At 67.3% G+C, this 22,795-nt stretch carries 23 protein-coding genes and 1 pseudogene; 18 read left to right on the top strand and 6 right to left on the bottom strand.

Features of this window, described 5'->3' with window-relative positions:
• Positions 1-25: 25 nt before the first annotated feature.
• Entirely contained in the window at positions 26-880 is an 855-nt protein-coding gene (locus tag B1964_RS12120) for a DoxX family protein (RefSeq protein WP_079929915.1), read from the bottom strand.
• Between the two features lie 146 nt (positions 881-1,026).
• On the bottom strand, positions 1,027-1,713 hold the full coding sequence (locus tag B1964_RS12115; RefSeq protein ID WP_079929911.1) for an MBL fold metallo-hydrolase: 687 nt from the start codon (positions 1,711-1,713) through the stop codon (positions 1,027-1,029).
• 174 nt (positions 1,714-1,887) lie between these two features.
• On the opposite strand from B1964_RS12115, the gene uvrA reads away from it, so the two are divergent.
• Positions 1,888-4,767 (top strand): excinuclease ABC subunit UvrA, encoded by a 2,880-nt coding sequence (gene uvrA / locus B1964_RS12110; protein ID WP_079929910.1) that lies wholly within the window; start codon positions 1,888-1,890, stop codon positions 4,765-4,767.
• A gap of 57 nt (positions 4,768-4,824) precedes the next feature.
• Here the strand turns inward: uvrA and B1964_RS12105 are convergent, their stop codons facing one another.
• On the bottom strand, positions 4,825-5,217 hold the full coding sequence (locus B1964_RS12105) for a nuclear transport factor 2 family protein (RefSeq protein ID WP_172398823.1): 393 nt from the start codon (positions 5,215-5,217) through the stop codon (positions 4,825-4,827).
• 4 nt (positions 5,218-5,221) lie between these two features.
• Positions 5,222-5,551 carry a hypothetical protein gene (locus B1964_RS12100; protein ID WP_026920068.1) on the bottom strand — a complete coding sequence of 110 codons (330 nt, stop codon included), beginning with the start codon at positions 5,549-5,551 and terminating at the stop codon, positions 5,222-5,224.
• Between the two features lie 114 nt (positions 5,552-5,665).
• On the opposite strand from B1964_RS12100, the gene B1964_RS12095 reads away from it, so the two are divergent.
• Complete coding sequence (locus B1964_RS12095) at positions 5,666-6,406, top strand: carbon-nitrogen hydrolase family protein (RefSeq protein WP_253193970.1); 741 nt, start codon at positions 5,666-5,668, stop codon at positions 6,404-6,406.
• On the opposite strand, the gene B1964_RS12090 is transcribed toward B1964_RS12095, so the two are convergent.
• On the bottom strand, positions 6,397-6,999 hold the full coding sequence (locus tag B1964_RS12090) for a LysE family transporter (RefSeq protein ID WP_253193969.1): 603 nt from the start codon (positions 6,997-6,999) through the stop codon (positions 6,397-6,399). The genes B1964_RS12095 and B1964_RS12090 overlap by 10 nt on opposite strands.
• A gap of 89 nt (positions 7,000-7,088) precedes the next feature.
• Here B1964_RS12090 and B1964_RS31420 point away from each other — a divergent pair.
• Together B1964_RS31420 and B1964_RS12085 are read left to right on the top strand one after the other, a co-directional pair.
• Positions 7,089-7,217 (top strand): annotated as a pseudogene (locus B1964_RS31420) (AsnC family protein); the annotation flags it as partial.
• Positions 7,218-7,223: 6 nt separating this feature from the next.
• Complete coding sequence (locus B1964_RS12085; protein WP_253193971.1) at positions 7,224-7,523, top strand: Lrp/AsnC ligand binding domain-containing protein; 300 nt, start codon at positions 7,224-7,226, stop codon at positions 7,521-7,523.
• 76 nt (positions 7,524-7,599) lie between these two features.
• Here the strand turns inward: B1964_RS12085 and B1964_RS12080 are convergent, their stop codons facing one another.
• A complete protein-coding gene (locus B1964_RS12080) occupies positions 7,600-8,037 on the bottom strand; it encodes a DUF1844 domain-containing protein (protein ID WP_079929906.1) in 438 nt (145 codons plus the stop codon).
• 243 nt (positions 8,038-8,280) lie between these two features.
• On the opposite strand from B1964_RS12080, the gene infC reads away from it, so the two are divergent.
• From infC to argH, 14 genes are all read left to right on the top strand, one after another.
• Positions 8,281-8,928, top strand: a complete 648-nt coding sequence (infC, locus tag B1964_RS12075; protein ID WP_079929905.1) for a translation initiation factor IF-3 — start codon at positions 8,281-8,283, stop codon at positions 8,926-8,928.
• Between the two features lie 111 nt (positions 8,929-9,039).
• Positions 9,040-9,234, top strand: coding sequence for a 50S ribosomal protein L35 (rpmI, locus tag B1964_RS12070; protein WP_006371199.1), 195 nt, complete (start codon positions 9,040-9,042; stop codon positions 9,232-9,234).
• Positions 9,235-9,268: 34 nt separating this feature from the next.
• Positions 9,269-9,649, top strand: coding sequence for a 50S ribosomal protein L20 (gene rplT / locus B1964_RS12065; RefSeq protein WP_006371198.1), 381 nt, complete (start codon positions 9,269-9,271; stop codon positions 9,647-9,649).
• 44 nt (positions 9,650-9,693) lie between these two features.
• Positions 9,694-10,509 (top strand): RNA methyltransferase, encoded by an 816-nt coding sequence (locus tag B1964_RS12060; RefSeq protein WP_216354238.1) that lies wholly within the window; start codon positions 9,694-9,696, stop codon positions 10,507-10,509.
• A 148-nt stretch (positions 10,510-10,657) separates the two neighbouring features.
• The gene (pheS, locus tag B1964_RS12055; RefSeq protein ID WP_006371196.1) at positions 10,658-11,734 is read left to right on the top strand and encodes a phenylalanine--tRNA ligase subunit alpha; all 1,077 of its coding nucleotides are present in this window, start codon (positions 10,658-10,660) and stop codon (positions 11,732-11,734) included.
• 44 nt (positions 11,735-11,778) lie between these two features.
• Positions 11,779-14,250, top strand: a complete 2,472-nt coding sequence (gene pheT / locus B1964_RS12050) for a phenylalanine--tRNA ligase subunit beta (RefSeq protein ID WP_079929903.1) — start codon at positions 11,779-11,781, stop codon at positions 14,248-14,250.
• An 87-nt stretch (positions 14,251-14,337) separates the two neighbouring features.
• Complete coding sequence (gene argC / locus B1964_RS12045) at positions 14,338-15,375, top strand: N-acetyl-gamma-glutamyl-phosphate reductase (RefSeq protein WP_079929902.1); 1,038 nt, start codon at positions 14,338-14,340, stop codon at positions 15,373-15,375.
• Entirely contained in the window at positions 15,372-16,631 is a 1,260-nt protein-coding gene (gene argJ, locus B1964_RS12040; protein ID WP_006371193.1) for a bifunctional glutamate N-acetyltransferase/amino-acid acetyltransferase ArgJ, read from the top strand. The genes argC and argJ overlap by 4 nt, the downstream gene beginning before the upstream one ends.
• On the top strand, positions 16,628-17,629 hold the full coding sequence (gene argB / locus B1964_RS12035) for an acetylglutamate kinase (RefSeq protein WP_079929901.1): 1,002 nt from the start codon (positions 16,628-16,630) through the stop codon (positions 17,627-17,629). The genes argJ and argB overlap by 4 nt, the downstream gene beginning before the upstream one ends.
• On the top strand, positions 17,626-18,816 hold the full coding sequence (locus B1964_RS12030) for an acetylornithine transaminase (protein ID WP_079929900.1): 1,191 nt from the start codon (positions 17,626-17,628) through the stop codon (positions 18,814-18,816). The genes argB and B1964_RS12030 overlap by 4 nt, the downstream gene beginning before the upstream one ends.
• Complete coding sequence (gene argF / locus B1964_RS12025; RefSeq protein ID WP_079929899.1) at positions 18,813-19,736, top strand: ornithine carbamoyltransferase; 924 nt, start codon at positions 18,813-18,815, stop codon at positions 19,734-19,736. Before B1964_RS12030 ends, argF begins: the two co-directional genes overlap by 4 nt.
• Positions 19,733-20,245 carry an arginine repressor gene (locus B1964_RS12020; protein ID WP_014360211.1) on the top strand — a complete coding sequence of 171 codons (513 nt, stop codon included), beginning with the start codon at positions 19,733-19,735 and terminating at the stop codon, positions 20,243-20,245. The genes argF and B1964_RS12020 overlap by 4 nt, the downstream gene beginning before the upstream one ends.
• A gap of 134 nt (positions 20,246-20,379) precedes the next feature.
• On the top strand, positions 20,380-21,582 hold the full coding sequence (locus B1964_RS12015; RefSeq protein WP_014360210.1) for an argininosuccinate synthase: 1,203 nt from the start codon (positions 20,380-20,382) through the stop codon (positions 21,580-21,582).
• On the top strand, positions 21,575-22,795 hold a 1,221-nt coding region (argH, locus tag B1964_RS12010), incomplete at its 3' end, for an argininosuccinate lyase (protein WP_079929898.1). The genes B1964_RS12015 and argH, both read left to right, overlap by 8 nt.

The following is a 22,795-nucleotide window of genomic DNA, read 5'->3' as shown; positions in this document are numbered from 1 at the left end:
GGGGATCGATGCCGGGGCGGCAGGGTCAGGACACGGCCTTTCGCCAGCGGCGACGGCCGGCCTCCGCCTTGTCCTGTGCGGTCGCGGCCAGCGACTTGGCCGAATCCGCCAACTCCGGTGCGCGGTCACCGATGAGCTCGGCGACCTCGGCGGAACGGTCGCCGATCTTCTCGGCCCATTCGGTGGAGCGTTCGCGTGCGGCTTCGGCGAGTTCGGGGGCGCGGTCGCGGACCTTGTCGGCCCATTCGGTGGAGCGTTCGCGTGCGGCTTCGGCGAGTTCGGGGGCGCGGTCGCGGAGCAGTTCGGCGGCCTCCTCGGACTTCTCGCCGAGGACCGATGCACCCTCATGGGTGCGTTCGACGATCGAATCCCACGCTGAGGAGCCGGCCTTCGCGCCGACCGGCAGGGCCGCGGTGACCGCGGCGGTCGCGGCACTGGCCTTGCGCTTTCCGCGCCACGCGAGCGAGGGCTTGCCCTCGGTGTCCGCTGCGGCGATCAGCAGTCCACCGGCGAGGCTGACGTTCTTGAGGAACTGTGTGCGCTGGAGGTTGCGCTTGGCCGGATCGGTCTCCTGCCAGAAGGGATGGCCGGCAAAGGTGGTCGGTACCAGCGACCCGGCCAGACCGAGTGCGGCGATTCGCGGGAACTTGCCCGTCGCGAGCAACAATCCGCCACCGACCTGCACGGCGCCGTTGATCCGCACCAGCAACTCGGGGTCGTGGGGGACAGCGGCGGAAACGTTCTCGGGCAGGGCATTCAAGGAACTCTCGATGAAATCACCCGCCATCTCGGCGCGGCCGGTCGGCTTGCGCAACGCGTCGACACCCGACGCGATGAACACGGTGGCGAGCATGGGACGGGCGATACGGCGAAGAATCATCAGTGACACTGCCCTTCGTTCGGTCTGCGTGCGGAGCCGGACGCCCGACGGTGGCCGACCCGTGTTCTCGAATCAGCTCGGTCGATATGGCGCCTCATCGAGGCTACCCGTCGTGGGCAGCGCGCCGGGGATTGCGCAAGGAACAGTTACCAGCCCCGCTCGCGCCACTCGGGCAGCGCAGGTCGCTCGGCGCCCAACGTGGTGTCCTTCCCGTGCCCGGGATAGACGACGGTGGAATCGGGGAAACGATCGAAGACCTTGGTCGAGACGTCGTCGATGAGGGTGTCGAAATCACCCGGTTGCCAGGTCTTCCCGACTCCACCGGGGAACAGCGAATCGCCGGTGAGGAGGTGCACGACGCCGTCGGCGGGATCGGTGAAGGCGAGCGCAATGGAGCCCGGGGTGTGGCCGACGAGATGGATCGCCGTGAACGTGAGGTCGCCGACGGTGAGCTGGTCGCCATCGTCGACCAGCGTGTCCGGACGGACCGGCAATTCGTCGGCATCGATGCGGCCGGCAGCGGTCGGTGCACCGGTGGCGGTGGCGACCTGCTCGAGAGCCTGCCAGTGGTCGAAATGTTGGTGGGTGGTGAAGATCAGGGTGGGGGAGCCGCCGAGTTCGCGCAGGACGGCGAGGATGTCGTCGCCGTCGTTGGCGGCATCGATGATCAACTGCTCACCGGAGGATGTCGAGGTGATGATGTAGGTGTTGTTGTCCATCGGGCCGACGGACATCTTGGTGATGGTCGCGTGGGACAGCGTGCGGCGTTGGGGGCCACTCTCGGACAGGTCGCCGGTGTAGTCGTCGGAGATCGCCAGATCGTTCGAGGTCATAACACCCAACCCTAGACATTCACGCGCCCCGCGTATCGTGGATCCGTGGCGTGCCGGAAAGCCTGTCCGGTGCGTACGACCCACTCTCCCCGGAATTTGTCGGTGGCTCCCGCTACGGTCATGCGCGCGGGGCGCCATGCGCCCGGACATTCGAGTTCTTGAGATAGGAATGCAGTGGTTGATCGCCTGATCGTCCGCGGAGCCCGTGAGCACAACCTGCGCGGAATCGACGTGGACCTGCCGCGTGACAGTCTGATCGTCTTCACCGGTCTGTCCGGGTCGGGGAAGTCCTCGCTGGCCTTCGACACGATCTTCGCCGAGGGCCAGCGCCGCTACGTCGAGTCGCTCTCGGCATATGCGCGTCAGTTCCTGGGCCAGATGGACAAACCCGACGTCGACTTCATCGAAGGCTTGTCCCCGGCGGTCTCGATCGACCAGAAGTCGACCAACCGCAATCCGCGGTCGACGGTCGGCACGATCACCGAGGTATACGACTACCTGCGACTGCTCTACGCGCGCGCCGGCAAGGCGCACTGCCCGGTGTGCGGCGCGGAGATCGCCAAACAGACACCCCAGCAGATCGTCGACCAGGTTCTCGAGATGGGGGAGGGCACCCGCTTCCAGGTCTTGGCGCCGGTCGTCCGTACCCGCAAGGGCGAGTTCGTGGATCTGTTCGCCGAACTCCAGACGCAGGGCTTCTCCCGTGCGCGGATCGACGGCAAGGTCCATCCATTGGCGGAGCCGCCGAAACTCAAGAAGCAGGAGAAGCACGACATCGAGGTCGTCGTGGACCGCCTGGTGGTCAAGAGCAATGCCAAGCAGCGATTGACCGACTCGGTGGAGACGGCGCTGCGCCTGGCCGACGGCATCGTGGTGCTCGACTTCGTCGACCTCGACGCCGACGATCCGCACCGCGAGCGACGCTTCTCCGAGCGGATGGCCTGCCCGAATGGGCACCCCATCGCGATCGACGATCTCGAGCCCCGATCGTTCTCGTTCAACTCCCCGTACGGAGCATGTCCCGAATGCGACGGTCTCGGCGTCCGCAAGGAGATCGACGAGGATCTCGTCGTGCCCGACCCCGATCTCGCCTTGTCGGACGGCGCGATCGCGCCGTGGTCGTCGGGACACAATGCGGACTACTTCCTGCGACTGATGGGCGGCCTGGCCGACCAGATGGGTTTCGACGTCGACACCCCGTGGAAGAAGTTGCCCGCCAAGGCACGCAACGCGCTGCTCAACGGCAGTGACCATCAGGTTCACGTCAAGTTCCGCAACCGATACGGCCGCACCCGCTCGTACTACACCGAGTTCGAGGGCGTGATGGCCTTCCTCAGCAGGCGGATGGATCAGACCGAGTCCGAGCAGATGAAGGAGCGTTACGAGGGGTACATGCGCGACGTGCCGTGCCCCGCGTGTGGTGGGGCCCGCCTGCGACCGGAGATCCTGTCGGTGACCCTCGACCATCCGACCGACGGGCCCCGATCGATCGCGCAGGTCTGCGAACTCTCGATCTCCGAATGTGCGACGTACCTCGACGGTCTGTCCCTCGATGCCCGGCAGAAGGCGATCGCCGGCCGCGTTCTGAAAGAAGTACAGGCTCGCATCCGGTTCCTGCTCGACGTGGGCCTGGAGTACCTGTCGCTCGAACGCGCGGCCGGGTCGTTGTCCGGTGGCGAAGCACAACGCATCCGCCTTGCCACCCAGATCGGTGCAGGGCTGGCCGGGGTGCTCTACGTCCTCGACGAGCCGTCGATCGGGCTGCACCAGCGCGACAACCGACGACTCATCGACACGCTGACCCGCTTGCGCGATCTCGGCAACACGCTGATCGTCGTCGAACACGACGAGGACACCATCCGCGCGGCCGATTGGATCGTCGACATCGGCCCCCGGGCCGGTGAACACGGTGGTGAGGTCGTGCACTCGGGCAGCTACAAGGAACTGCTCAAGAATCGGAAGTCGTTGACGGGCAACTATCTTGCGGGTCGAGACACCCTTCCGGTGCCGGCGATCCGACGGCCGATCACCAAGAACCGGCACATCACGGTTGTCGGGGCGCGCGAACACAATCTGCGGGGCATCGATGTGACGTTCCCGCTCGGTGTGCTCACCGCCGTGACGGGAGTGTCCGGATCGGGGAAATCGACCCTGGTCAACGACATACTCGCCACGGTCCTCGCCAACAAGCTCAACGGCGCTCGACAGGTCCCGGGCCGGCACACGCGGGTCAACGGGTTGGGAAACCTCGACAAGCTCGTTCAGGTGGACCAGTCGCCGATCGGACGCACCCCGCGTTCCAACCCGGCGACCTACACCGGCGTCTTCGACAAGATCCGAACCCTGTTCGCAGCCACCACCGAGGCCAAGGTGCGCGGCTATCAGCCGGGTCGGTTCTCGTTCAACGTCAAGGGCGGCCGGTGCGAGGCGTGCACCGGTGAGGGCACGATCAAGATCGAGATGAACTTCCTGCCCGATGTCTACGTGCCATGCGAGGTGTGCCACGGGGCGCGGTACAACCGCGAAACTCTCGAGGTCCACTACAAGGGCAAGACCATCTCGGAGGTTCTCGACATGCCGATCGAGGAGGCCGCCGAGTTCTTCGAGCCGGTGACCTCGATTCACCGCTACCTCAAGACACTGGTCGAGGTCGGGCTCGGTTACGTCCGGCTCGGGCAGCCGGCGCCGACCTTGTCCGGCGGTGAGGCGCAACGCGTGAAGCTCTCCGCCGAACTCCAGAAACGGTCGTCGGGACGCACCGTCTACATCCTCGACGAGCCGACCACCGGCCTGCACTTCGAGGACATCAAGAAACTGCTCGCGGTGATCAACGGACTGGTCGACAAGGGCAACACCGTGATCGTCATCGAGCACAATCTCGACGTGATCAAGACCGCCGACTGGGTGATCGACATGGGGCCCGAGGGTGGAACCGGGGGCGGCCTGGTCGTCGCGGAGGGCACTCCGGAGGAGATCGCCGACACCCCGGAGAGCCACACCGGCAAGTTCCTCGCCGAGATCCTCGACGACGAGCGGGTCGCCTCAGCCGGCTGACGGCGCCCTTCAGTTCGCCGACAGCGCTCACGTATCCGCCGACGGCGCTCGTAGCGGTCAGTCGTCGTAGTTGTCGAAGGCTTTCATCGAGCTCCAGTTCGGCCAGGTCAACTCCCACAGGCGGTGGATGCGTCGACCTCGGAACGTCGCGACGAACATCACTTCGATGTCGGTGGCAGCCTCGTCGGGACGTTTCGTCGTGATCCAGAGTCGCCCTGCGAGGCGATCGGAATCCTCGACCCATGCCTCGTCGTCGTAACGCACCGAGTAGGTGATGGGCGTCGAATAGACGCGCGCATGGCCGGCGTGGAAGGCGTCGTAGTCCTGCGTCTGGCCATTGGTGACGAGGATGAAATCTCGGTCGTAGTACTTATCCACCATCGAGATGTTCTTGGCCTCCACCATTCGCGTGAACATCTCTCGCATCACCGCTTGGAGTGGAGGTGCCATCGCGTCACCCACCCATCGACTTCCGGATCTCCTCGAGTCGTTTCTTCGCGGCCTCATCGCGCTTGCGCATCATCTCGTCCACCTGCTGACCTTCGGGGGTCCCTTCGGCCAGCTCTTGTGACCCGATCGCCGTCGCGATCCGATTCTCGATCTTGTCGCGCACGAAATCGAATGTGGGAACACCGGATTCGGTGTAGTCGGGGTCCGGGATCGACGGCGTGCCGGCGAACTGTCCGGGCGTCGTGGGTGGTACGACCACCTCGGCGTCGATGATCTCGTCCTCGGGTCCACCGGGCCCGGTGGGGGAGGATGCCGACTCGCCAGATTCCGTCATGACCTCCACCCTATGCGCGCCCGGGGACGGCTGTATGCGCTTGCCGAGCGGTGACGAACGAACCGGGACCGGAGACGGTGTGCGGACAGGTACCGAGCGCCTCACACTGAGAAGATGGCGGTCGACGGCTCGGTTCTGCGGGTAGCGGTGGCGCAGCCGGGTGACGGTTCGTCACTGAGGGATAGCGCGCGTCGCCACGCCGGTCTGATCCGGCGTGCCGGCGCCGACCTGATCGTTTTTCCCGAACTGTCTCTCACCGGGTATCACCTCGACGCACGCGATGTCGCCGTCGACGCGACCGAACTCGGGGTGATCGCCGACGCCTGCCACGACAGCGGGTGCACGGCGCTGATCGGCGCGCCGATCAGCGAGAACGGGCAACGTTACATTGCTGTCCTCCGCGTCGATTCGACGACGACATCGGCGGTCTATCGGAAGTGCTTCCCCGGTGCGGACGAGAGTCCGCACTTCGCGGCCGGGCCGGGGCCCTGTGCCATCACGGTGCAGGGATGGTCGATCGGGCTCGGTATCTGCCGCGACACCGGGGTGGCAGCGCACGTGGCCGACACGGCTGCGCTCGATATCGATCTGTACGCCTGCGGCGTGGTCCACCACAGGTGGGAACTGAATGAGCAACGCCGGCGCGCGGCTCGGATCGCCGAGGTGTGTCGGTCGCCGGTGGCGATGGCGAGTGCTGCCGGCAGAACGGGCGGCGGCTACGACCTGCCGGCCGCGCATTCGGCGATTGTCTCGTCCGCAGGGGAGATCGTGGCCGATGCCGGCACCGCCGTGGACGCGGTGGTGGTGTGTGACCTTCATGCTGCGCCGGGCTCTTGGCCCGGCGGTCATGGGTGAGCCATACCCGCCACGGCCAACGCAGCGCCCAGGACACCGACGACGACATACCCCGTGATCGTCAGCCCGCGCCGGAGTCGAGAACCCACTCTGGATCCGAGTAGCGCACCCACGGTCACCAGTCCGGACTGCCAACTCAGCGAGGCCGCGATGACCCCGACGACAAATGCGATCCGCGCCACGGGAGGCAGCGGACCGGTGGAGACCGCCACTGCAGAGAAGTAGACGAAAGTCGCCGGGTTGATCGCGGTCAAACCGAAGAACACCAGGAATCGGCCGCCGGTTCGGGTCCGCCGATTCGGCAACGCCGTCGTCGCTGTCGGGGATCGACGTCGGATGCCCACCACCGCGATGACGATGAGAACCACTCCGCCGAGCACCTCGGGGAGCGCACCGAGTCGGCGGACCTCCGGTGCCACGATGTTTCCGACGACGACCGACGCGAGCGCGTAGAGACCGTCCACCGAGGCGACCCCGGCAGCCGCAGGCAGTCCGTGGCGAATGCCCGCGCTGACACCTTCGTGGATCAACAGAATCCCGATCGCCCCGAGTGGCATCGCCACGCCGAGCCCGGCCAGAAGACCCATACCCATCGCACTCGCCACCTCCCTCATGCCGTTGACCCTGAGGCGCCGGACGGACGCAGAGGAGAGATTGAGCAGCGGAGTGCACAATTTTCTGTATGGACGACATCGACAGACAGATTCTCGGCATTCTTGCCACCGATGGCCGAGCATCGTTCAGTCACATCGGTCGAGTCGTGGGCCTGAGTACAAACGCTGCGGCTTCCCGCGTCAGGCGACTCGAAGGTGACGGCGTGATCCTCGGGTATCGAGCGGTGCTCGCCGATGCCGCCGATGTCGACGTCCCGGTCACCTCGATCGAGGCCTTCGTCGACATCCGGTTACGCGAGGGCGTCGACTCGGAGGGATTCCTGGATTGGGCCGGGCACGATCCGGCGGTGCTCGACGCCGTTCACGTGACCGGCTTGTTCGACTACCTGCTGCGCATCCGGGTGTCGGGAACTGCGGACCTCGATCGCTTTCTTCGCAGGGTCAAATCCGACGGCGGGGCCGGTGGCTCACAGACCCGAATCGCGTTGCGCCCCAGGGACTGACGAGTGCGGTGTGAGTCGGCGCAACCGGGTTGGGGGTCGGTGGCGCACGATGAGCGGAACGCCTCGCGACGCCGTCTCAGCGCCGGCGGTCGCGCACCGGCCCGGTGTACTTCTCGCCCGGTCCTTCGCCGGGCTCGTCCGGGTATGCGCTCGCCTCGCGGAAGGCGAGTTGCAGTTGCTTGAGTCCATCGCGGATGGGTGCGGCGTGGATGCCGAGGTCGGCGCGTGAAGCGTCGACCAGTCCGGCGAGTGCGTGGATGAGCCGCCGGGCCTCGTCGAGGTCCACATCGGACTCCGAAGCACCCTCGGCGAGTCCCAGTTTCTCCGCCGACGCGCTCATGAGCATCACGATGGACTTGGTGATGACCTCGATCGCCGGAATATCGGCCAGGTCGCGAATGTTGTCATCGGCGGCAATGGAAGGGTTCGACTCGGTCGGCCCGGTACCTCGCGTCCCGTCGGCAGGCCCGTCACCTGCGGCGTCGGCGGAGGGCGAATAGGTGTTTCCGGTCATGACTGTTAGACTTCCATAGCACGACCGCCCCGGTTCGCCGGGGTTGCAAGTGGAGTCAGGCTCCCACCGCTACGACGCGCCATTGGCGCAGTTGTACGGTCCGGTCCCAAAGGCCCAGGTCAGCCGTATGGCTGCGTGGGCTGGATGCGCCCAGCGTATTCGAGTGGATCGGTCGGCGTTGGAGCCCTGCCGACGATCTCTCGGAGATCATCGCCGGGGCTTTTTTGCTGAGGCCTTCTCCTCCTGCGCCCGACTCATCGCGGCGGCCGACCTGTTCGGAATTATCAAGGAGGCCCCATCAGCACTGAGACCCGCATCAACGAGCGCATCCGCGTACCGGAGGTCCGACTCGTCGGACCGAATTCGGAGCAGGTGGGCATCGTGCGTGTTGAAGATGCGCTCCGCCTGGCCTACGAGGCCGATCTGGATCTGGTCGAGGTCGCACCCGACGCCCGCCCGCCGGTGTGCAAGATCATGGACTACGGCAAGTTCAAATACGAAGCCGCCCAGAAGCAGCGCGAGGCGCGTCGTAACCAGCAGATGACCGTCATCAAGGAGCAGAAGCTCCGCCCGAAGATCGACGACCACGATTACGAGACCAAGAAGGGTCACGTCATCCGGTTCTTGAAGGACGGGTCCAAGGTGAAGGTCACCATCATGTTCCGTGGCCGCGAGCAGTCGCGACCCGAGCTCGGATTCCGGCTCCTGCAGCGTCTCGGCAACGATGTCGCCGACTACGGCTTCATCGAGACCTCGGCCAAGCAGGACGGACGGAACATGACGATGGTCCTCGCCCCGCACAAGGGTGCGAAGACCCGCGTCAAGGCGCAGCAGCAGTCGCAACGCCCGCCTCGCCAGGCCGGCGACGACGGCGCCGACGCCACGAGCTAGTCGACACCGGCGTCGACTGCCCCGGGCGTCGACGCACGGACAGACCACTGCGAACCCAGCGCGCCCGCCGGAGCGGGCGCCGCTGGAGTTCGCCCAAACGAAGGAAGACACATGCCGAAGAGCAAAACCCACAAGGGCACCGCGAAGCGCTTCAAGGTGACCGGCAGCGGCAAGATCGTGCGCCAGAAGGCCAACCGTCGCCACCTGCTCGAGCACAAGCCCTCCCGTCGGACCCGTCGTCTCGACGGCACGACCGTTGTGAGCGAGAACGACGCACCGCGCATCAAGCGCCTGCTCAACCGCTGACGCCCTGACCACCACCGAGAAGAGGATTGACTAAATGGCACGCGTGAAAAGGGCTGTCAACGCCCAGAAGAAGCGTCGGACGACCCTGGAGGCCTCCAAGGGATACCGCGGTCAGCGTTCGCGCCTGTACCGCAAGGCCAAGGAGCAGCAGCTCCACTCGCTGACCTACGCCTACCGGGACCGTCGCGCCCGCAAGGGTGAGTTCCGCAAGCTGTGGATCGCGCGCATCAACGCCGCGGCCCGCGCCAACGACATCACCTACAACCGCTTCATCCAGGGCCTCAAGGCCGCGGGTGTCGAGGTCGACCGCAAGGTGCTCGCCGACATCGCCGTCACCGACCCCGAGGCCTTCACCGGTCTCGTCGAGGTCGCGCGCAAGGCGCTGCCCGCCGACGTCAACGCGCCGGCCGCCTGATCACCACGTAGTTCGAGTTGGTGCAGACCGACAACACACGACCCGTGACGGACGTTCTCTCGGAACGCTCGTCGCGGGTCGTGTCGTTGGCGAAGCTGCACAGGTCTGCCACACGCCGCACCGAGAAGCGGTTTCTCGTCGAGGGCGCCAACGCCGTCGACGCCGCGTTGGCGACCGGCCGCGCGCGCTCGGTGCTGGTCCGCGACGACGCCGAGGATCGTTTCGGCGAGCTTCTCGATCGGGCGAGAGCACACTCCGTGCCCGTATACCGGCTGTCCGACCGTGCCGCGGCAAAACTGGCCGAGACCACCACGGCGCCGGGGGTGTTCGCCGAATGCGATCTCCTGACCGTCGAACTCGACGACGTGCTCGCCGGATCGCCCCGGTTGCTCGCCGTTGCCGTCGAGCCGCGTGAGCCCGGCAACGTCGGCACGCTGATCCGATGCGCCGACGCGATGGGCGCCGATGCGGTCGTCCTGCTCGGTGACGCCGTCGACCCGCACAACGGGAAGGCGGTCCGCGCGAGCGCGGGAAGTGTTTTCCACATCCCGGTGGTGCGCGAATCAGACACGACCGCCGCGCTGAGCGCACTGCGCTCCGGCGGCATCCTCACCCTGGCCACCGCGGCCGACGGCGAACTGAGCCTCGATGACGCCGACGACGTGTTCACCGGACCGGTCGCCTGGCTGTTCGGCAACGAGGCCCACGGATTGCCCGACACCCTGCTCGCCGACGCCGACCACCGCATCGCCATTCCGATCCACGGCCACGCCGAAAGCCTCAATCTTGCTGCGGCCAGCGCGATCTGCCTCTATGCGGCGGCTCGCATCCAGCATCGTCGGTCGGCGTCGTCGGAGTGAGACCGCGCGCCCGTGAGGACGCAACGACCTGCGCCGCTGGGTCCACACCGGGTCGACTAGTCTGGGATGTCGATGTCCGCCGTCGCGCATTGCGTGATCCGCCAGACGTGACAATCCGGACGTGACGACACCGAGGAGATCACCACCCGTGGCCAGCTCAGCCGACCGCCCCGCCGACCAGGGTTCCGAGGACCTGCGGTTCCCGGAACCATCGGAACTCGACGCCGCCGCCTCCGCCGCGGTGTCGGCGTTCGAGGCGGCGGGCGATCTCGATGCCCTCGCGCTCGCGAAGACCGCGCACCTCGGTGACCGCTCACCGATCGCACTGGCCCGGCGCGCGCTCGGCAGTCTGCCGAAGGACCAGCGGTCGTCGGCGGGCAAGGCCGTCAACGAGGTTCGCGGTCGGGTGTCGGCGGCCTTGGACGCGCGGACCGCTCAACTCGAGGCGGAGCGGGATGCTGCCGTCCTGGTCGCCGAATCGGTCGACGTGACCCTGCCCAGCCGTCGACGCCCCCTCGGTGCCCGTCACCCGATCACGGTCATCTCCGAGCAGGTCGCCGATGTCTTCGTCGCGATGGGCTGGGAGATCGCCGAAGGTCCGGAGGTCGAGACCGAGCACCACAATTTCGACGCCTTGAACTTCCTGCCCGATCACCCCGCTCGCTCGATGCAGGACACGTTCTACATCGCGCCCGAGGGGTCGCGACAGGTGCTGCGCACCCACACCTCCCCGGTTCAGGTGCGGTCGATGCTCACCCGCGACGTCCCGATCTACGTCGCATGTCCGGGGCGCACCTTCCGGACCGACGAGCTCGACGCCACCCACACGCCGGTGTTCCACCAGATCGAGGGTCTCGCCGTCGACAAGGGCCTGACGCTGGCCAATCTGCGCGGCACCCTCGAGGTCTTCGCGCGGGCACTGTTCGGTCCGGAGACCACGACGCGGATGCGAGCAAGCTACTTCCCGTTCACCGAGCCGTCCGCCGAGGTCGACGTGTGGTTCCCCGCCAAGAAGGGCGGCCCGGGCTGGGTGGAGTGGGGAGGTTGCGGCATGGTGAACCCGAATGTGTTGCGCGCCAGCGGAATCGATCCCGACGTCTATTCCGGATTCGCCTTCGGGATGGGTCTGGAACGCACCCTGCAGTTCCGCAATGACATCTCCGACATGCGCGACATGGTCGAGGGTGACGTCCGCTTCTCCCTGCCGTTCGGCCCTGCGATCTGATCGCGCCACCCGACACCGCAAACGATCGAAAGTAGCTGATTGACGTGCGTGCCCCACAGTCCTGGTACACCGAGGTGTTGCGAGCCGGCGACCCGACCTGGTCGGCGACCGCCGAGGAGATCGACGCCGGATTCGTGCGCGTCGGCTTCGAGATCGAGGACATCGACGTCTTCCCGACGATCACCGGCCCCCTGGTCATCGGCCGGGTGGAGACGATCGAGGAACTGACCGAATTCAAGAAGCCCATCCGCTTCTGCACCGTCGCGGTCGGCGAGGCGGAACCCCGTGGAATCGTGTGCGGTGCACGCAACTTCGCCGAGGGCGACCTCATCGTGGCGGCATTGCCCGGTACCGTGTTGCCGGGCCCGTTCGAGATCGCCTCGCGCAAGACCTACGGGCGTATCTCCGACGGAATGATCTGCTCGGTCTCGGAATTGGGGATCGGCACCGACCACAGCGGCATCCTCGTGCTCGCACCGGGCACCGCCGAGCCGGGTGCCGATGCGCGTGAGGTCCTCGGACTCGACGACACCGCCATCGACGTCAACGTCACCCCCGATCGTGGCTATGCCTTCTCCGTCCGCGGGCTCGGACGTGAACTCGCAAGCAGTTTCTCGGTACCCTTCATCGATCCGGGCCTGCCCGGCGAGGCCATCGTCGCCGGCGGTGATCCGTGGCCGGTGGCCATCGAACCGGGATCCGCCGCCACCCGTTACACCGCGCGCCTGATCGCCGGGGTCGACGCGACCGCCATCTCGCCGTGGTGGATGCAGAAGCGTCTGATGGTGGCCGGGGTGCGGCCGATCTCGGCGATCGTCGATGTCACCAATTACGTGATGCTCGAACTCGGTCAGCCGTTGCACGCCTTCGACGCCGACAAGCTCACCGGAACCGTCACCGTGCGCAACGCCGCGGCGGGAGAAAAGCTCACCACCCTCGACGGCGTGGTGCGCACACTCGATCCCGAGGATGTCGTCATCGCCGACGACAGCGGTCCGATCGCCCTCGCCGGGTTGATGGGCGGCGCCGACACCGAGGTCGGGTCGGAGACCACCCGGGTTCTGCTGGAGTCGGCCACCTTCGATCCGGTTCGGGTGTTCCGGACCGGCAAGCGCCACAAGCTGACCTCGGAGGCCACCAAACGGTTCGAGCGCACCGTCGACCCCGAGATCACCGCGGTCGCCTCGGATCGCGGTTCGGCGCTCATCGTGGAACTCGCCGGCGGTGAGGTCGCCTCCCCGCTGTCGGACCTTCGCGTGCATGTCGATGCGCCGCAGCCGATCTCGATCGCTGCCGACGAACCCGACCGCACCGCCGGGGTGACCTATGCGCCGGGCACCACCGCGGCGCGATTGACCGAGGTCGGCTGCACCGTCACCGGCACCGACCCGCTCGAGGTGATCCCCCCGTCGTGGCGCCCCGACCTACGTCAGCGCGCCGATCTCGTCGAGGAGGTGCTGCGGCTCGAGGGTCTCGAGGACATCCCGGCAGTCCCGCCCACCGCGCCCGCGGGGACTGGTCTGACTCCCGCGCAGCGTCGGCGACGCGGCATCGGGCGGACACTCGCCCTCGACGGCTTCGTCGAGGTGCTGCCGTACCCGTTCATGCCGGCCGGCATCTTCGACCAGTGGGATCTCCCGGCCGACGACGAGCGACGACGCACGGTGAAGGTGCTGAATCCGTTGGAGTCCGATCGGCCGGAACTCAACACGACCCTGTTGCCCGGCCTGCTGGAAATGGCTGCGCGCAACATCTCTCGTGGTCAGCGCGACCTGTCGCTGTTCACCATCGGGCAGGTCGTCATCGCCGGTGACAACGTCGTTCCGGTCGGGGCCCTCGACGTGACCCGGCGCCCGACCGACGAGCAGATCGCCGCACTCGACGCCTCCCTGCCGCACCAACCGTTGCACGTGGCCACGGTCCTGACGGGGCTGCGCGACCCGGCGGGTCCGTGGGGCCAGGGGCGCGCGGCGGATCATCTCGACGCCTTCGAGGCGGCCCGCACGATCGGCCGCGCCGCCGGTGTGACGGTGGAATTGTCGGCCGACGATCATCGTCCCTGGCATCCCGGCCGCTGCGCTCGAGTGACGGTGAACGGGACGACCGTCGGATACGCCGGGGAACTACATCCCGCGGTCCTCGAACGCGCCGGGCTCCCCAAACGGCTGTGTGCGGTGGAGATCGACATCGATGCGCTGCCGTTGTCGGTGAACCTGCCGGCGCCGAGTATCAGTGTGTTCCCGGCCGTCCTGCAGGACGTCGCGGTGGTGGTCGGCGACTCGGTGCCCGCAGCCGAGGTCGAGAAGGCGTTGCGCGACGGGGCCGGTGATCTCCTCGAGGCGATCGAACTGTTCGACGTGTTCACCGGCGCCCAGGTGGGCGACGGACACAAGTCGCTGACTTTTGCGCTGCGCTTCCGTGCGGCGGACCGTACGCTCACCGAGGACGAGGCCAGCAGTGCCAAGCTCGCCGCGGTCGAGACGGCGAGCGAACGTCTCGGAGCACGTTTGCGCTGATCGAGGGAGAGCCCTGTCTCCACGCGGTCGAGGCGAGGCCACCGGGGTCGGTGTGAATTGATTTGCACCGCCATGCATAATGATTGCATGACGATCAAGGTGGCGGTCGCCGGTGCGAGCGGCTATGCGGGCGGTGAGATCCTACGACTACTGTGCGGTCACCCCCGACTGCGTTCGGGTGAGCTGGAGATCGGCGCGTTGACCGCGGGTGGCAACGCCGGCAGCACGCTTGGCACCCTTCATCCCCATCTGCTCCCGCTGGGCGATCGTGTGCTGGAGGAGTCGACACCGGAGGTCCTCGCGGGCCACGACGTGGTCTTCCTCGGCCTGCCCCACGGGACGTCGGCAGCGATCGCGGATGCCCTTCCGCCCACGACGTTGATCATCGACTGCGGTGCCGACTTCCGGTTGCGTGACAGTGCCGACTGGACTGCGTACTACGGGGGACAACACGCGGGCACCTGGCCGTACGGCATGCCCGAGCTGCCGGGCAACCGCGAAATCCTCTCCGGCGCCAGCCGTATCGCGGTTCCGGGCTGCTACCCGACGGTCTCGATCCTGTCATTGCTGCCGGCGGTCGCCGCGGGGTTGGTCGAACCGGCGGTCACCGTGGTCGCCGTCAGCGGGACCTCCGGTGCGGGGCGCACGCCCAAGGTCGACCTGCTGGCCGCCGAGGTGATCGGGTCGGCACGGGCCTACGGCGTCGGCGGTGTGCACCGGCACACCCCGGAGATCGCGCAGGCACTCTCGGCTGCCGCCGACATGCCGGTGACCGTGTCCTTCACCCCTGTTCTGGTCCCGATGTCACGGGGCATTCTGGCCACCTGCACCGCCCGTACCTCGGCGACTTCTGACGATGTGCGCGCAGTCTATGAAAAGGCTTATGCGGATGAGCCTTTCGTGCACCTTCTGCTGCCCGGGTCCCTGCCGACGACCGGTTCGGTGATCGGATCCAATGCGGTGCAGTTGGCGGTGACCGTCGACGAGCGCGCAGGCACTCTCGTCGCGGTCGGCGCTATCGACAACCTCACCAAGGGCACCGGCGGTGCTGCGGTGCAGTCGATGAATCTGGCGCTGGGCTGGGACGAGACCGAGGGTTTGAGCACCGTGGGGGTGGCACCGTGACCACATCGGATGATCGGATCGACACCGACGATCGCATTGCCGGCGGAGCGCCGCTGGACGCACCGCGATTGGTGCGGGAACAAGGCGTGACGGCCCCGCTCGGGTTTCGGGCTGCCGGGATCGCGGCCGGTATCAAGGCATCCGGCAAAGAGGATCTTGCACTGGTCTTCAACGAGGGCCCCGACTACGCCGCAGCCGGTGTGTTCACCCGCAACCAGGTCAAGGCCGCGCCCGTCCTGTGGTCGCAGCAGGTACTCACCACGGGCCGACTACGCGCGGTGATCCTCAACTCCGGCGGCGCGAATGCGTGCACCGGACCCGGCGGATTCCAGGACACCCACACCACCGCGGAGGCCGTCGCGGAGGCACTGAGCAACTGGGGCACCGAGACCGGTGCCGTCGAGGTCGCCGTCTGCTCCACCGGCTTGATCGGCGATCGTCTGCCGATGGACAAGGTGCTCGCCGGCGTCACCGAGATCGTCCACGAGATGGGGGGCGGTCTGTCCGGGGGAACCGACGCCGCCTACGCCATCATGACCACCGACACCGTGCCCAAACAGGTTGCGCTGCACCACCCGCAGGGATGGAACGTCGGCGGGATGGGCAAGGGTGCGGGAATGCTCGCCCCGTCACTGGCCACCATGCTGTGCGTGCTGACCACCGACGCTCGCGCGTCCGCCGAGCAACTCGACACCGCCCTGCGGCGGGCAACGGCGCTGACCTTCGATCGACTCGACGTCGACGGTGCCACCTCGACCAACGACACCGTGCTGTTGCTCGGTTCCGGCGCCAGCCAGATCCCGGTCGATCAAGCAGATCTCGACGCCGCCGTGCTGGCGGTGTGCGACGATCTGGCCGCCCAGCTGATGGCCGACGCCGAGGGCGTCACCAAACGCGTCACCATCACCGTCGCCGGTGCGCGGACCGAGGACGACGCGATCACCATCGCACGGACCGTGGCCCGCGACTCGCTGGTGAAGACCGCACTGTTCGGCTCCGATCCGAACTGGGGTCGCGTGCTCGCCGCGGTGGGGATCGCGCCGGTCACCATCGACCCCGACCGGATCTCGGTGTCGTTCAACGGCAATGCCGTCTGCGTCGACGGTGCCGGCGCACCCGGTGCGCGTGAGGTGGACCTGTCGGGCGCCGACATCGCCGTGCGCATCGAGCTGGGACTCGGCGAGGCGTCCGGTTCCATCCGCACCACCGACCTGTCGCATGCCTACGTCGAAGAGAACTCGGCGTACTCGTCATGAGCCTCGACGGGGTGGATCCCGGGGCCGTGAATGCCGGGGGCGTCGATCGCACGGACGCCGGCCTCGACAAGGCACAGGTGCTTGCCGAGGCGCTACCGGCGATGCAGTCCCTTGCCGGTGCGACCGTGGTGGTCAAATACGGCGGCAACGCGATGGTCGACGACGAACTCAAGCGCGCATTCGCCGCGGACATGGTCTTCCTGCGTGCCTGCGGAATGCATCCGGTCGTCGTGCACGGCGGCGGTCCGCAGATCTCGGCGATGCTGCAGCGGCTGGGGTTGTCGGGGGAGTTCCGCGGCGGGTTCCGCGTCACCACCCCCGAGGTGATGGACGTCGCCCGCATGGTGCTGTTCGGTCAGGTCGGACGAGAACTGGTGGGACTCATCAACACCCACGGTCCGTACGCGGTCGGCCTGACCGGTGAGGATGCGCACCTGTTCACCGCGACGCGCCGGACCGTGATGGTCGACGGCGTGGCCACCGATATCGGACTGGTCGGTGACATCACGTCGGTGAACACCTCTGCGGTTCTCGATCTCGTTGCGGCCGGACGTATCCCGGTGGTCTCGACGATTGCCCCGGATCGTGACGGCGTCGTGCACAACATCAACGCCGACACCGCCGCCGGGGCGCTCGCCGAAGCGCTCGGTGCGTCGCGGTTGGTGATGCTGACCGACGTCGAGGGGTTGTACACGGACTGGCCCGATCGGGGGTCGTTGGTGTCGCGGATCGACGTCGAGCAGGTCGCGAAGCTGTTGCCGCGCCTCGATTCCGGCATGGTGCCCAAGATGGAGGCGTGCCTGCGGGCGGTGACCGGCGGAGTCGGCGCGGCGCACGTGATCGACGGCCGTGTGCCGCATGCGGTGCTCGCCGAGCTGCTGACGTCGAGTTCGGCGGGTACCACCGTCGTGCCGTACCGAACCGGCGCCGGTTCGGTCACCGAACCGGCATCCCGAGCTCACCCCGACACCTCTGATCCGAAGGCCACGACCTCATGACCGCACCCTGGCAGCAGCGGTGGACGACCGCGCTGATGAACAACTACGGCACCCCCGCGCTCACCCTCGAGCGTGGCGCGGGTGCGCACGTGTGGGATGCCGACGGTAACCGCTACCTCGACCTCCTCGGCGGAATCGCCGTGAACGCGCTCGGACATGCCCATCCCGCGATCATCGACGCCGTCGCGAACCAGCTCGGAACACTCGGCCATGTGTCGAACCTCTACATCAACGAGCGCGTCGTCGAACTGGCCGAACGGCTGCTCGACAAGTTCGGGCAGCCCGGCCGTGTGTTCTTCTGCAATTCCGGGACCGAGGCCAACGAGGCGGCGTTCAAACTCGCCCGGCGTACCGGTCGACCGCAGATCATCGCTGCCGACAAGGCATTTCACGGTCGAACGATGGGCGCGCTGGCCATGACCGGACAGCCCGCCAAGCGCGAGCCCTTCGAGCCGATGCCGCCCGGTGTCGACTTCGTGCCCTATGGCGACGCGGCGGCGCTCGAGTCGGCGGTGTCGGAACGAACGGCTGCGGTCATCCTCGAACCGATCCTGGGCGAGTCCGGTGTGGTGGTGCCGCCGGCGGACTATCTCGCGCACGCCAGGCGGATCACGTCCGAGCACGGCGCGTTGCTGATCCTCGACGAGGTACAGACGGGAATCGCGCGTACCGGGACCTTTTTCGCCCACCAGGCGGTGGGCGTCGTCCCGGACGTGATGACCTTGGCCAAGGGGCTCGGGGGCGGTCTACCGATCGGCGCGTGCCTCGCCACCGGCGACGCCGCCGACCTGTTCACGCCCGGTCAGCACGGCACCACCTTCGGGGGAAATCCGGTCAGTGCCGCGGCAGCACTTGCGGTGCTGCGGGTGATCGACGACGAGGGGTTGCTCGACCATGTCGCCGCGGTGGGTAAGGCGATCGCCACCGGGGTCGAGGATCTCGGACATCCGCTGATCGACCATGTCCGCGGGTCCGGTCTGCTGCTCGGGATCGCGCTCACCGAGCCGATCGCCGCGCGCGTCGAGAACGCCGCGCGTGGCCGCGGTTTTCTCATCAATGCACCGGCGCCCGACGTCGTGCGCCTCGCGCCGCCGCTGATCCTCACCGAGGAGCAGGGTCGCGAATTCGTCTCGGCCTTACCGGGTTTCCTCGATGCCGCAGCTCACGATGCGAAGGAGAAGGCATGACCCGCCACTTCCTCCGGGACGACGACCTGACCCCCGACGAGCAGGCCGAGGTCCTCGCGCTCGCCGCGGAGGTCAAGCGCAACCCGTTCGCGCACCGTCCTTTGGAGGGCCCGCGGGGGGTCGGTGTGATCTTCGACAAGAACTCGACGCGCACCAGGTTCTCGTTCGAGATGGGCATCGCCCAACTCGGTGGCCACGCCGTCGTCGTCGATGGGCGTACCACCCAACTCGGTCGTGATGAATCGCTCGCCGACACCGGCCGGGTGCTGTCGCGTTTCGTCGACGCGATCGTCTGGCGGACCTTCGGTCAAGATCGTCTCGACGAGATGGCCTCGACCGCAACGATTCCCGTGATCAATGCGTTGTCCGACAGCTTCCATCCGTGCCAGGTCCTCGCCGATCTGCAGACGATCATCGAACGCAAGGGAGCCACCGCGGGCCTGCGGATGACCTATCTCGGCGATGGTGCGAACAACATGGCGCATTCGCTGGCGCTCGGCGGTGTGACCGCCGGGATGCATGTGACGATCAGTGCGCCGGAGGGCTTTTCGCCGGACCCCACGGTGATCGCCGACACCGAGAAACGTGCGCAGCTGACCGGCGGTTCGGTCCAGGTGATCGAGGACCCGGTGCGCGCGGTCACCGGCGCCGACGTGCTGGTCACCGACACCTGGGTCTCGATGGGGCAGGAGGACGACGGAAAAGACCGCAAGGCCCCGTTCCGGCCGTACCAGATCAACGCCGAGCTGCTGGCCCGGGCAGCGTCGGATGCGGTTGTGCTGCACTGTCTGCCCGCTCATCGGGGCGACGAGATCACCGACGAGGTGATCGACGGTCCGGCGAGTGTGGTGTTCGACGAGGCCGAGAACCGGCTCCACGCACAGAAGGCATTGCTGATCTGGTTGCTGGGGCACCAATGACGGCGTCGAGCAGGCCCGAACAGCCCGAGACGCGGCTGGCCTCCACCAGGGCCGGTCGCCACGCCCTGATCGTCGACATCCTCGCCAAGAACCAGGTGCGCAGTCAGTCGGAGTTGCAGAATCTGCTCTCCGCTCGCGGCATCGACGCCACCCAGGCGACCATCTCCCGCGATCTCGACGAACTCGGTGCGGTGAAACTGCGTGCCGCCGACGGCGGGGTCGGCGTCTATGTGGTGCCCGAGGACGGGTCGCCGGTGCGCGGGGTCTTCGGCGGGACCGATCGGCTCTCCCGGTTGCTGTCGGAATTGCTGGTCTCCACCGACGCCAGTGGCAATCTTGCGGTGTTGCGGACACCGCCGGGAGCGGCGCACTACCTCGCGAGCGCGATCGATCGGGCGAGCCTGCCCGATGTGGTCGGCACCATCGCCGGCGACGACACCATCTTCGTCTGCGCCCGTGACCCGATCGACGGCGCCGAACTGGCCCGACGAATCGAGGGTCTCGTGTGACAACCGCACGTCGCACGGGACCCGACAACCAGCCCTGATCACCGCGAGTCCGCTTCGGCGGACCCCGATCACCCCCAGCCAACCGCGCATCCGAGAATGGATGTGCACATTCGAAACAGGAGTTCACTGAAGACATGGCCGAACGCGTCGTACTTGCATACTCGGGCGGACTGGACACCTCGGTCGCCATCAGCTGGATCGGCCGGGAGACCGGCAAGGAGGTCGTCGCCGTCGCGCTCGACCTCGGCCAGGGCGGCGAGGACATGGAGGTCGTGCGTCAGCGAGCCCTCGACTGCGGTGCGGTCGAGGCGGTACTCGTCGACGCGCGCAACGAGTTCGCCGACGACTACTGTCTGCCGGCGATCACCTCCAATGCGCTGTACATGGACCGCTATCCGCTGGTCTCGGCGCTGTCGCGGCCGCTGATCGCCAAGCACCTGGTGACCGCGGCGCGTGACCACGGCGGCACCGTGGTAGCCCACGGCTGCACCGGCAAGGGCAACGACCAGGTGCGTTTCGAGGTCGGATTCGCCTCGCTCGCACCGGATCTGGAAGTCATCGCCCCGGTGCGCGACTACGCCTGGACCCGGGAGAAGGCGATCGCCTTCGCCGAGGAGAACGCGATCCCGATCAACGTCACCAAGAAATCCCCGTTCTCGATCGACCAGAACGTGTGGGGCCGAGCGGTCGAGACCGGCTTCCTCGAGGACCTCTGGAATGCGCCGACCAAGGACGTCTACTCCTACACCGAGGACCCGACGCTCAACTGGTCCTCGCCCGACGAGGTCATCATCACCTTCGACAAGGGCCGCCCGATCGCCATCGACGGCAGGCCGGTGAGCGTGCTCGACGCCATCGAGGAGCTCAACCGCCGCGCCGGGGCCCAGGGCGTCGGACGGCTCGACGTCGTCGAGGACCGGCTCGTGGGCATCAAGAGCCGTGAGATCTACGAGGCCCCGGGTGCGATGGTGCTCATCACCGCGCACGAAGAGCTCGAGCACGTCACCCTGGAGCGTGAGCTCGGACGGTTCAAGCGTCGCACCGACCAGAAGTGGGCCGAACTCGTCTACGACGGTCTGTGGTTCTCGCCGCTCAAGCGTTCGCTGGACACCTTCGTCGAGTCGACCCAGGAGCACGTCTCCGGCGACATCCGCCTGACACTGCACGGCGGACACATCGCGGTCAACGGTCGGCGCAGCGCCGAATCGCTGTACGACTTCAACCTCGCGACCTACGACGAGGGTGACAGCTTCGATCAGTCCGCGGCACGCGGATTCGTCGAGTTGCACGGTCTGTCGTCGAAGATCGCGGCGCGCCGGGATCTGATCGGTGAGTGAGAAGGCCGGCGGCACCAACGAGGGTTCGCTCTGGGGTGGCCGATTCGCCGACGGCCCGGCCGCGGCAATGGCGGAGCTGAGCAAGTCCACGCAGTTCGACTGGGTGCTGGCGCCCTTCGACATCCGCGCTTCCAAGGCGCATGCGCGGGTGCTCAACGCGGCCGGACTCCTCGGCGATGACGACCTCACCGCGATGCTCGACGGTCTGGATCGTCTGGCCGCCGACGTCGCCGACGGCACCTTTGGTCCGGCGCCGTCGGACGAGGACGTCCACGGTGCCCTCGAGCGTGGACTGATCGAGCGGGTGGGCGCGGAGTTGGGCGGACGGCTGCGAGCGGGCCGGTCGCGCAACGATCAGGTGGCCACCCTGTTCCGGATGTGGGTGCGCGAGGCCATGAGTCGGGTCGCTCTCGGGGTGCTCGACGTGGTCGACGCGCTCACCACCCAGGCCGCCGCGCATCCCGATGCGGTGATGCCCGGAAAGACCCACCTGCAGGCCGCGCAGCCGGTCCTGCTCGCGCATCATCTGCTCGCCCACGCCCAGCCGCTGATCCGTGACATCGATCGCCTTCGTGACGCCGATCGGCGGACTGCGGTGTCGCCGTACGGTTCCGGCGCCCTCGCCGGGTCGTCGCTCGGACTCGACCCGGGCGCGATCGCCACCGAACTGGGTTTCGACGCGCCGGCCGAGAATTCGATCGACGCGACGTCGGCGAGGGATTTCGCCGCCGAGGCCGCGTTCGTCTTCGCGATGATCGCGGTCGATCTCTCGCGGTTGTCCGAAGAGGTGATCATCTGGAGCACACCGGAATTCGGCTATGTGACCCTGTCGGACGCGTGGTCGACGGGTAGCTCGATCATGCCGCAGAAGAAGAATCCCGATGTCGCCGAACTCGCGCGCGGCAAGGCGGGGCGGCTCATCGGCGACCTGACCGGACTCATGGCCACCCTCAAAGCCCAACCGCTGGCATACAACCGGGACCTCCAGGAGGACAAGGAGCCACTGTTCGACGCGGTCGCCCAGCTCGAGTTGTTGCTTCCGGCGATCGCCGGGCTCGTGGGTACCCTGCGGTTCCACGAGGAGCGGATGGCCGAACTCGCGCCCGCCGGATTCACCCTCGCCACCGATATTGCCGAATGGCTTGTGCGTCAAGGCGTTCCGTTCCGGGTTGCACACGAACTCGCCGGCGCCTGTGTCCGGGAGGCCGAGAAC

Source organism: Gordonia sp. i37, assembly GCF_002043085.1.
Taxonomy (GTDB): domain Bacteria; phylum Actinomycetota; class Actinomycetes; order Mycobacteriales; family Mycobacteriaceae; genus Gordonia; species Gordonia polyisoprenivorans.
The sequence above is the reverse complement of the archived record's forward strand: the minus strand, read 5'-3'. Positions and strand labels throughout refer to the sequence as shown.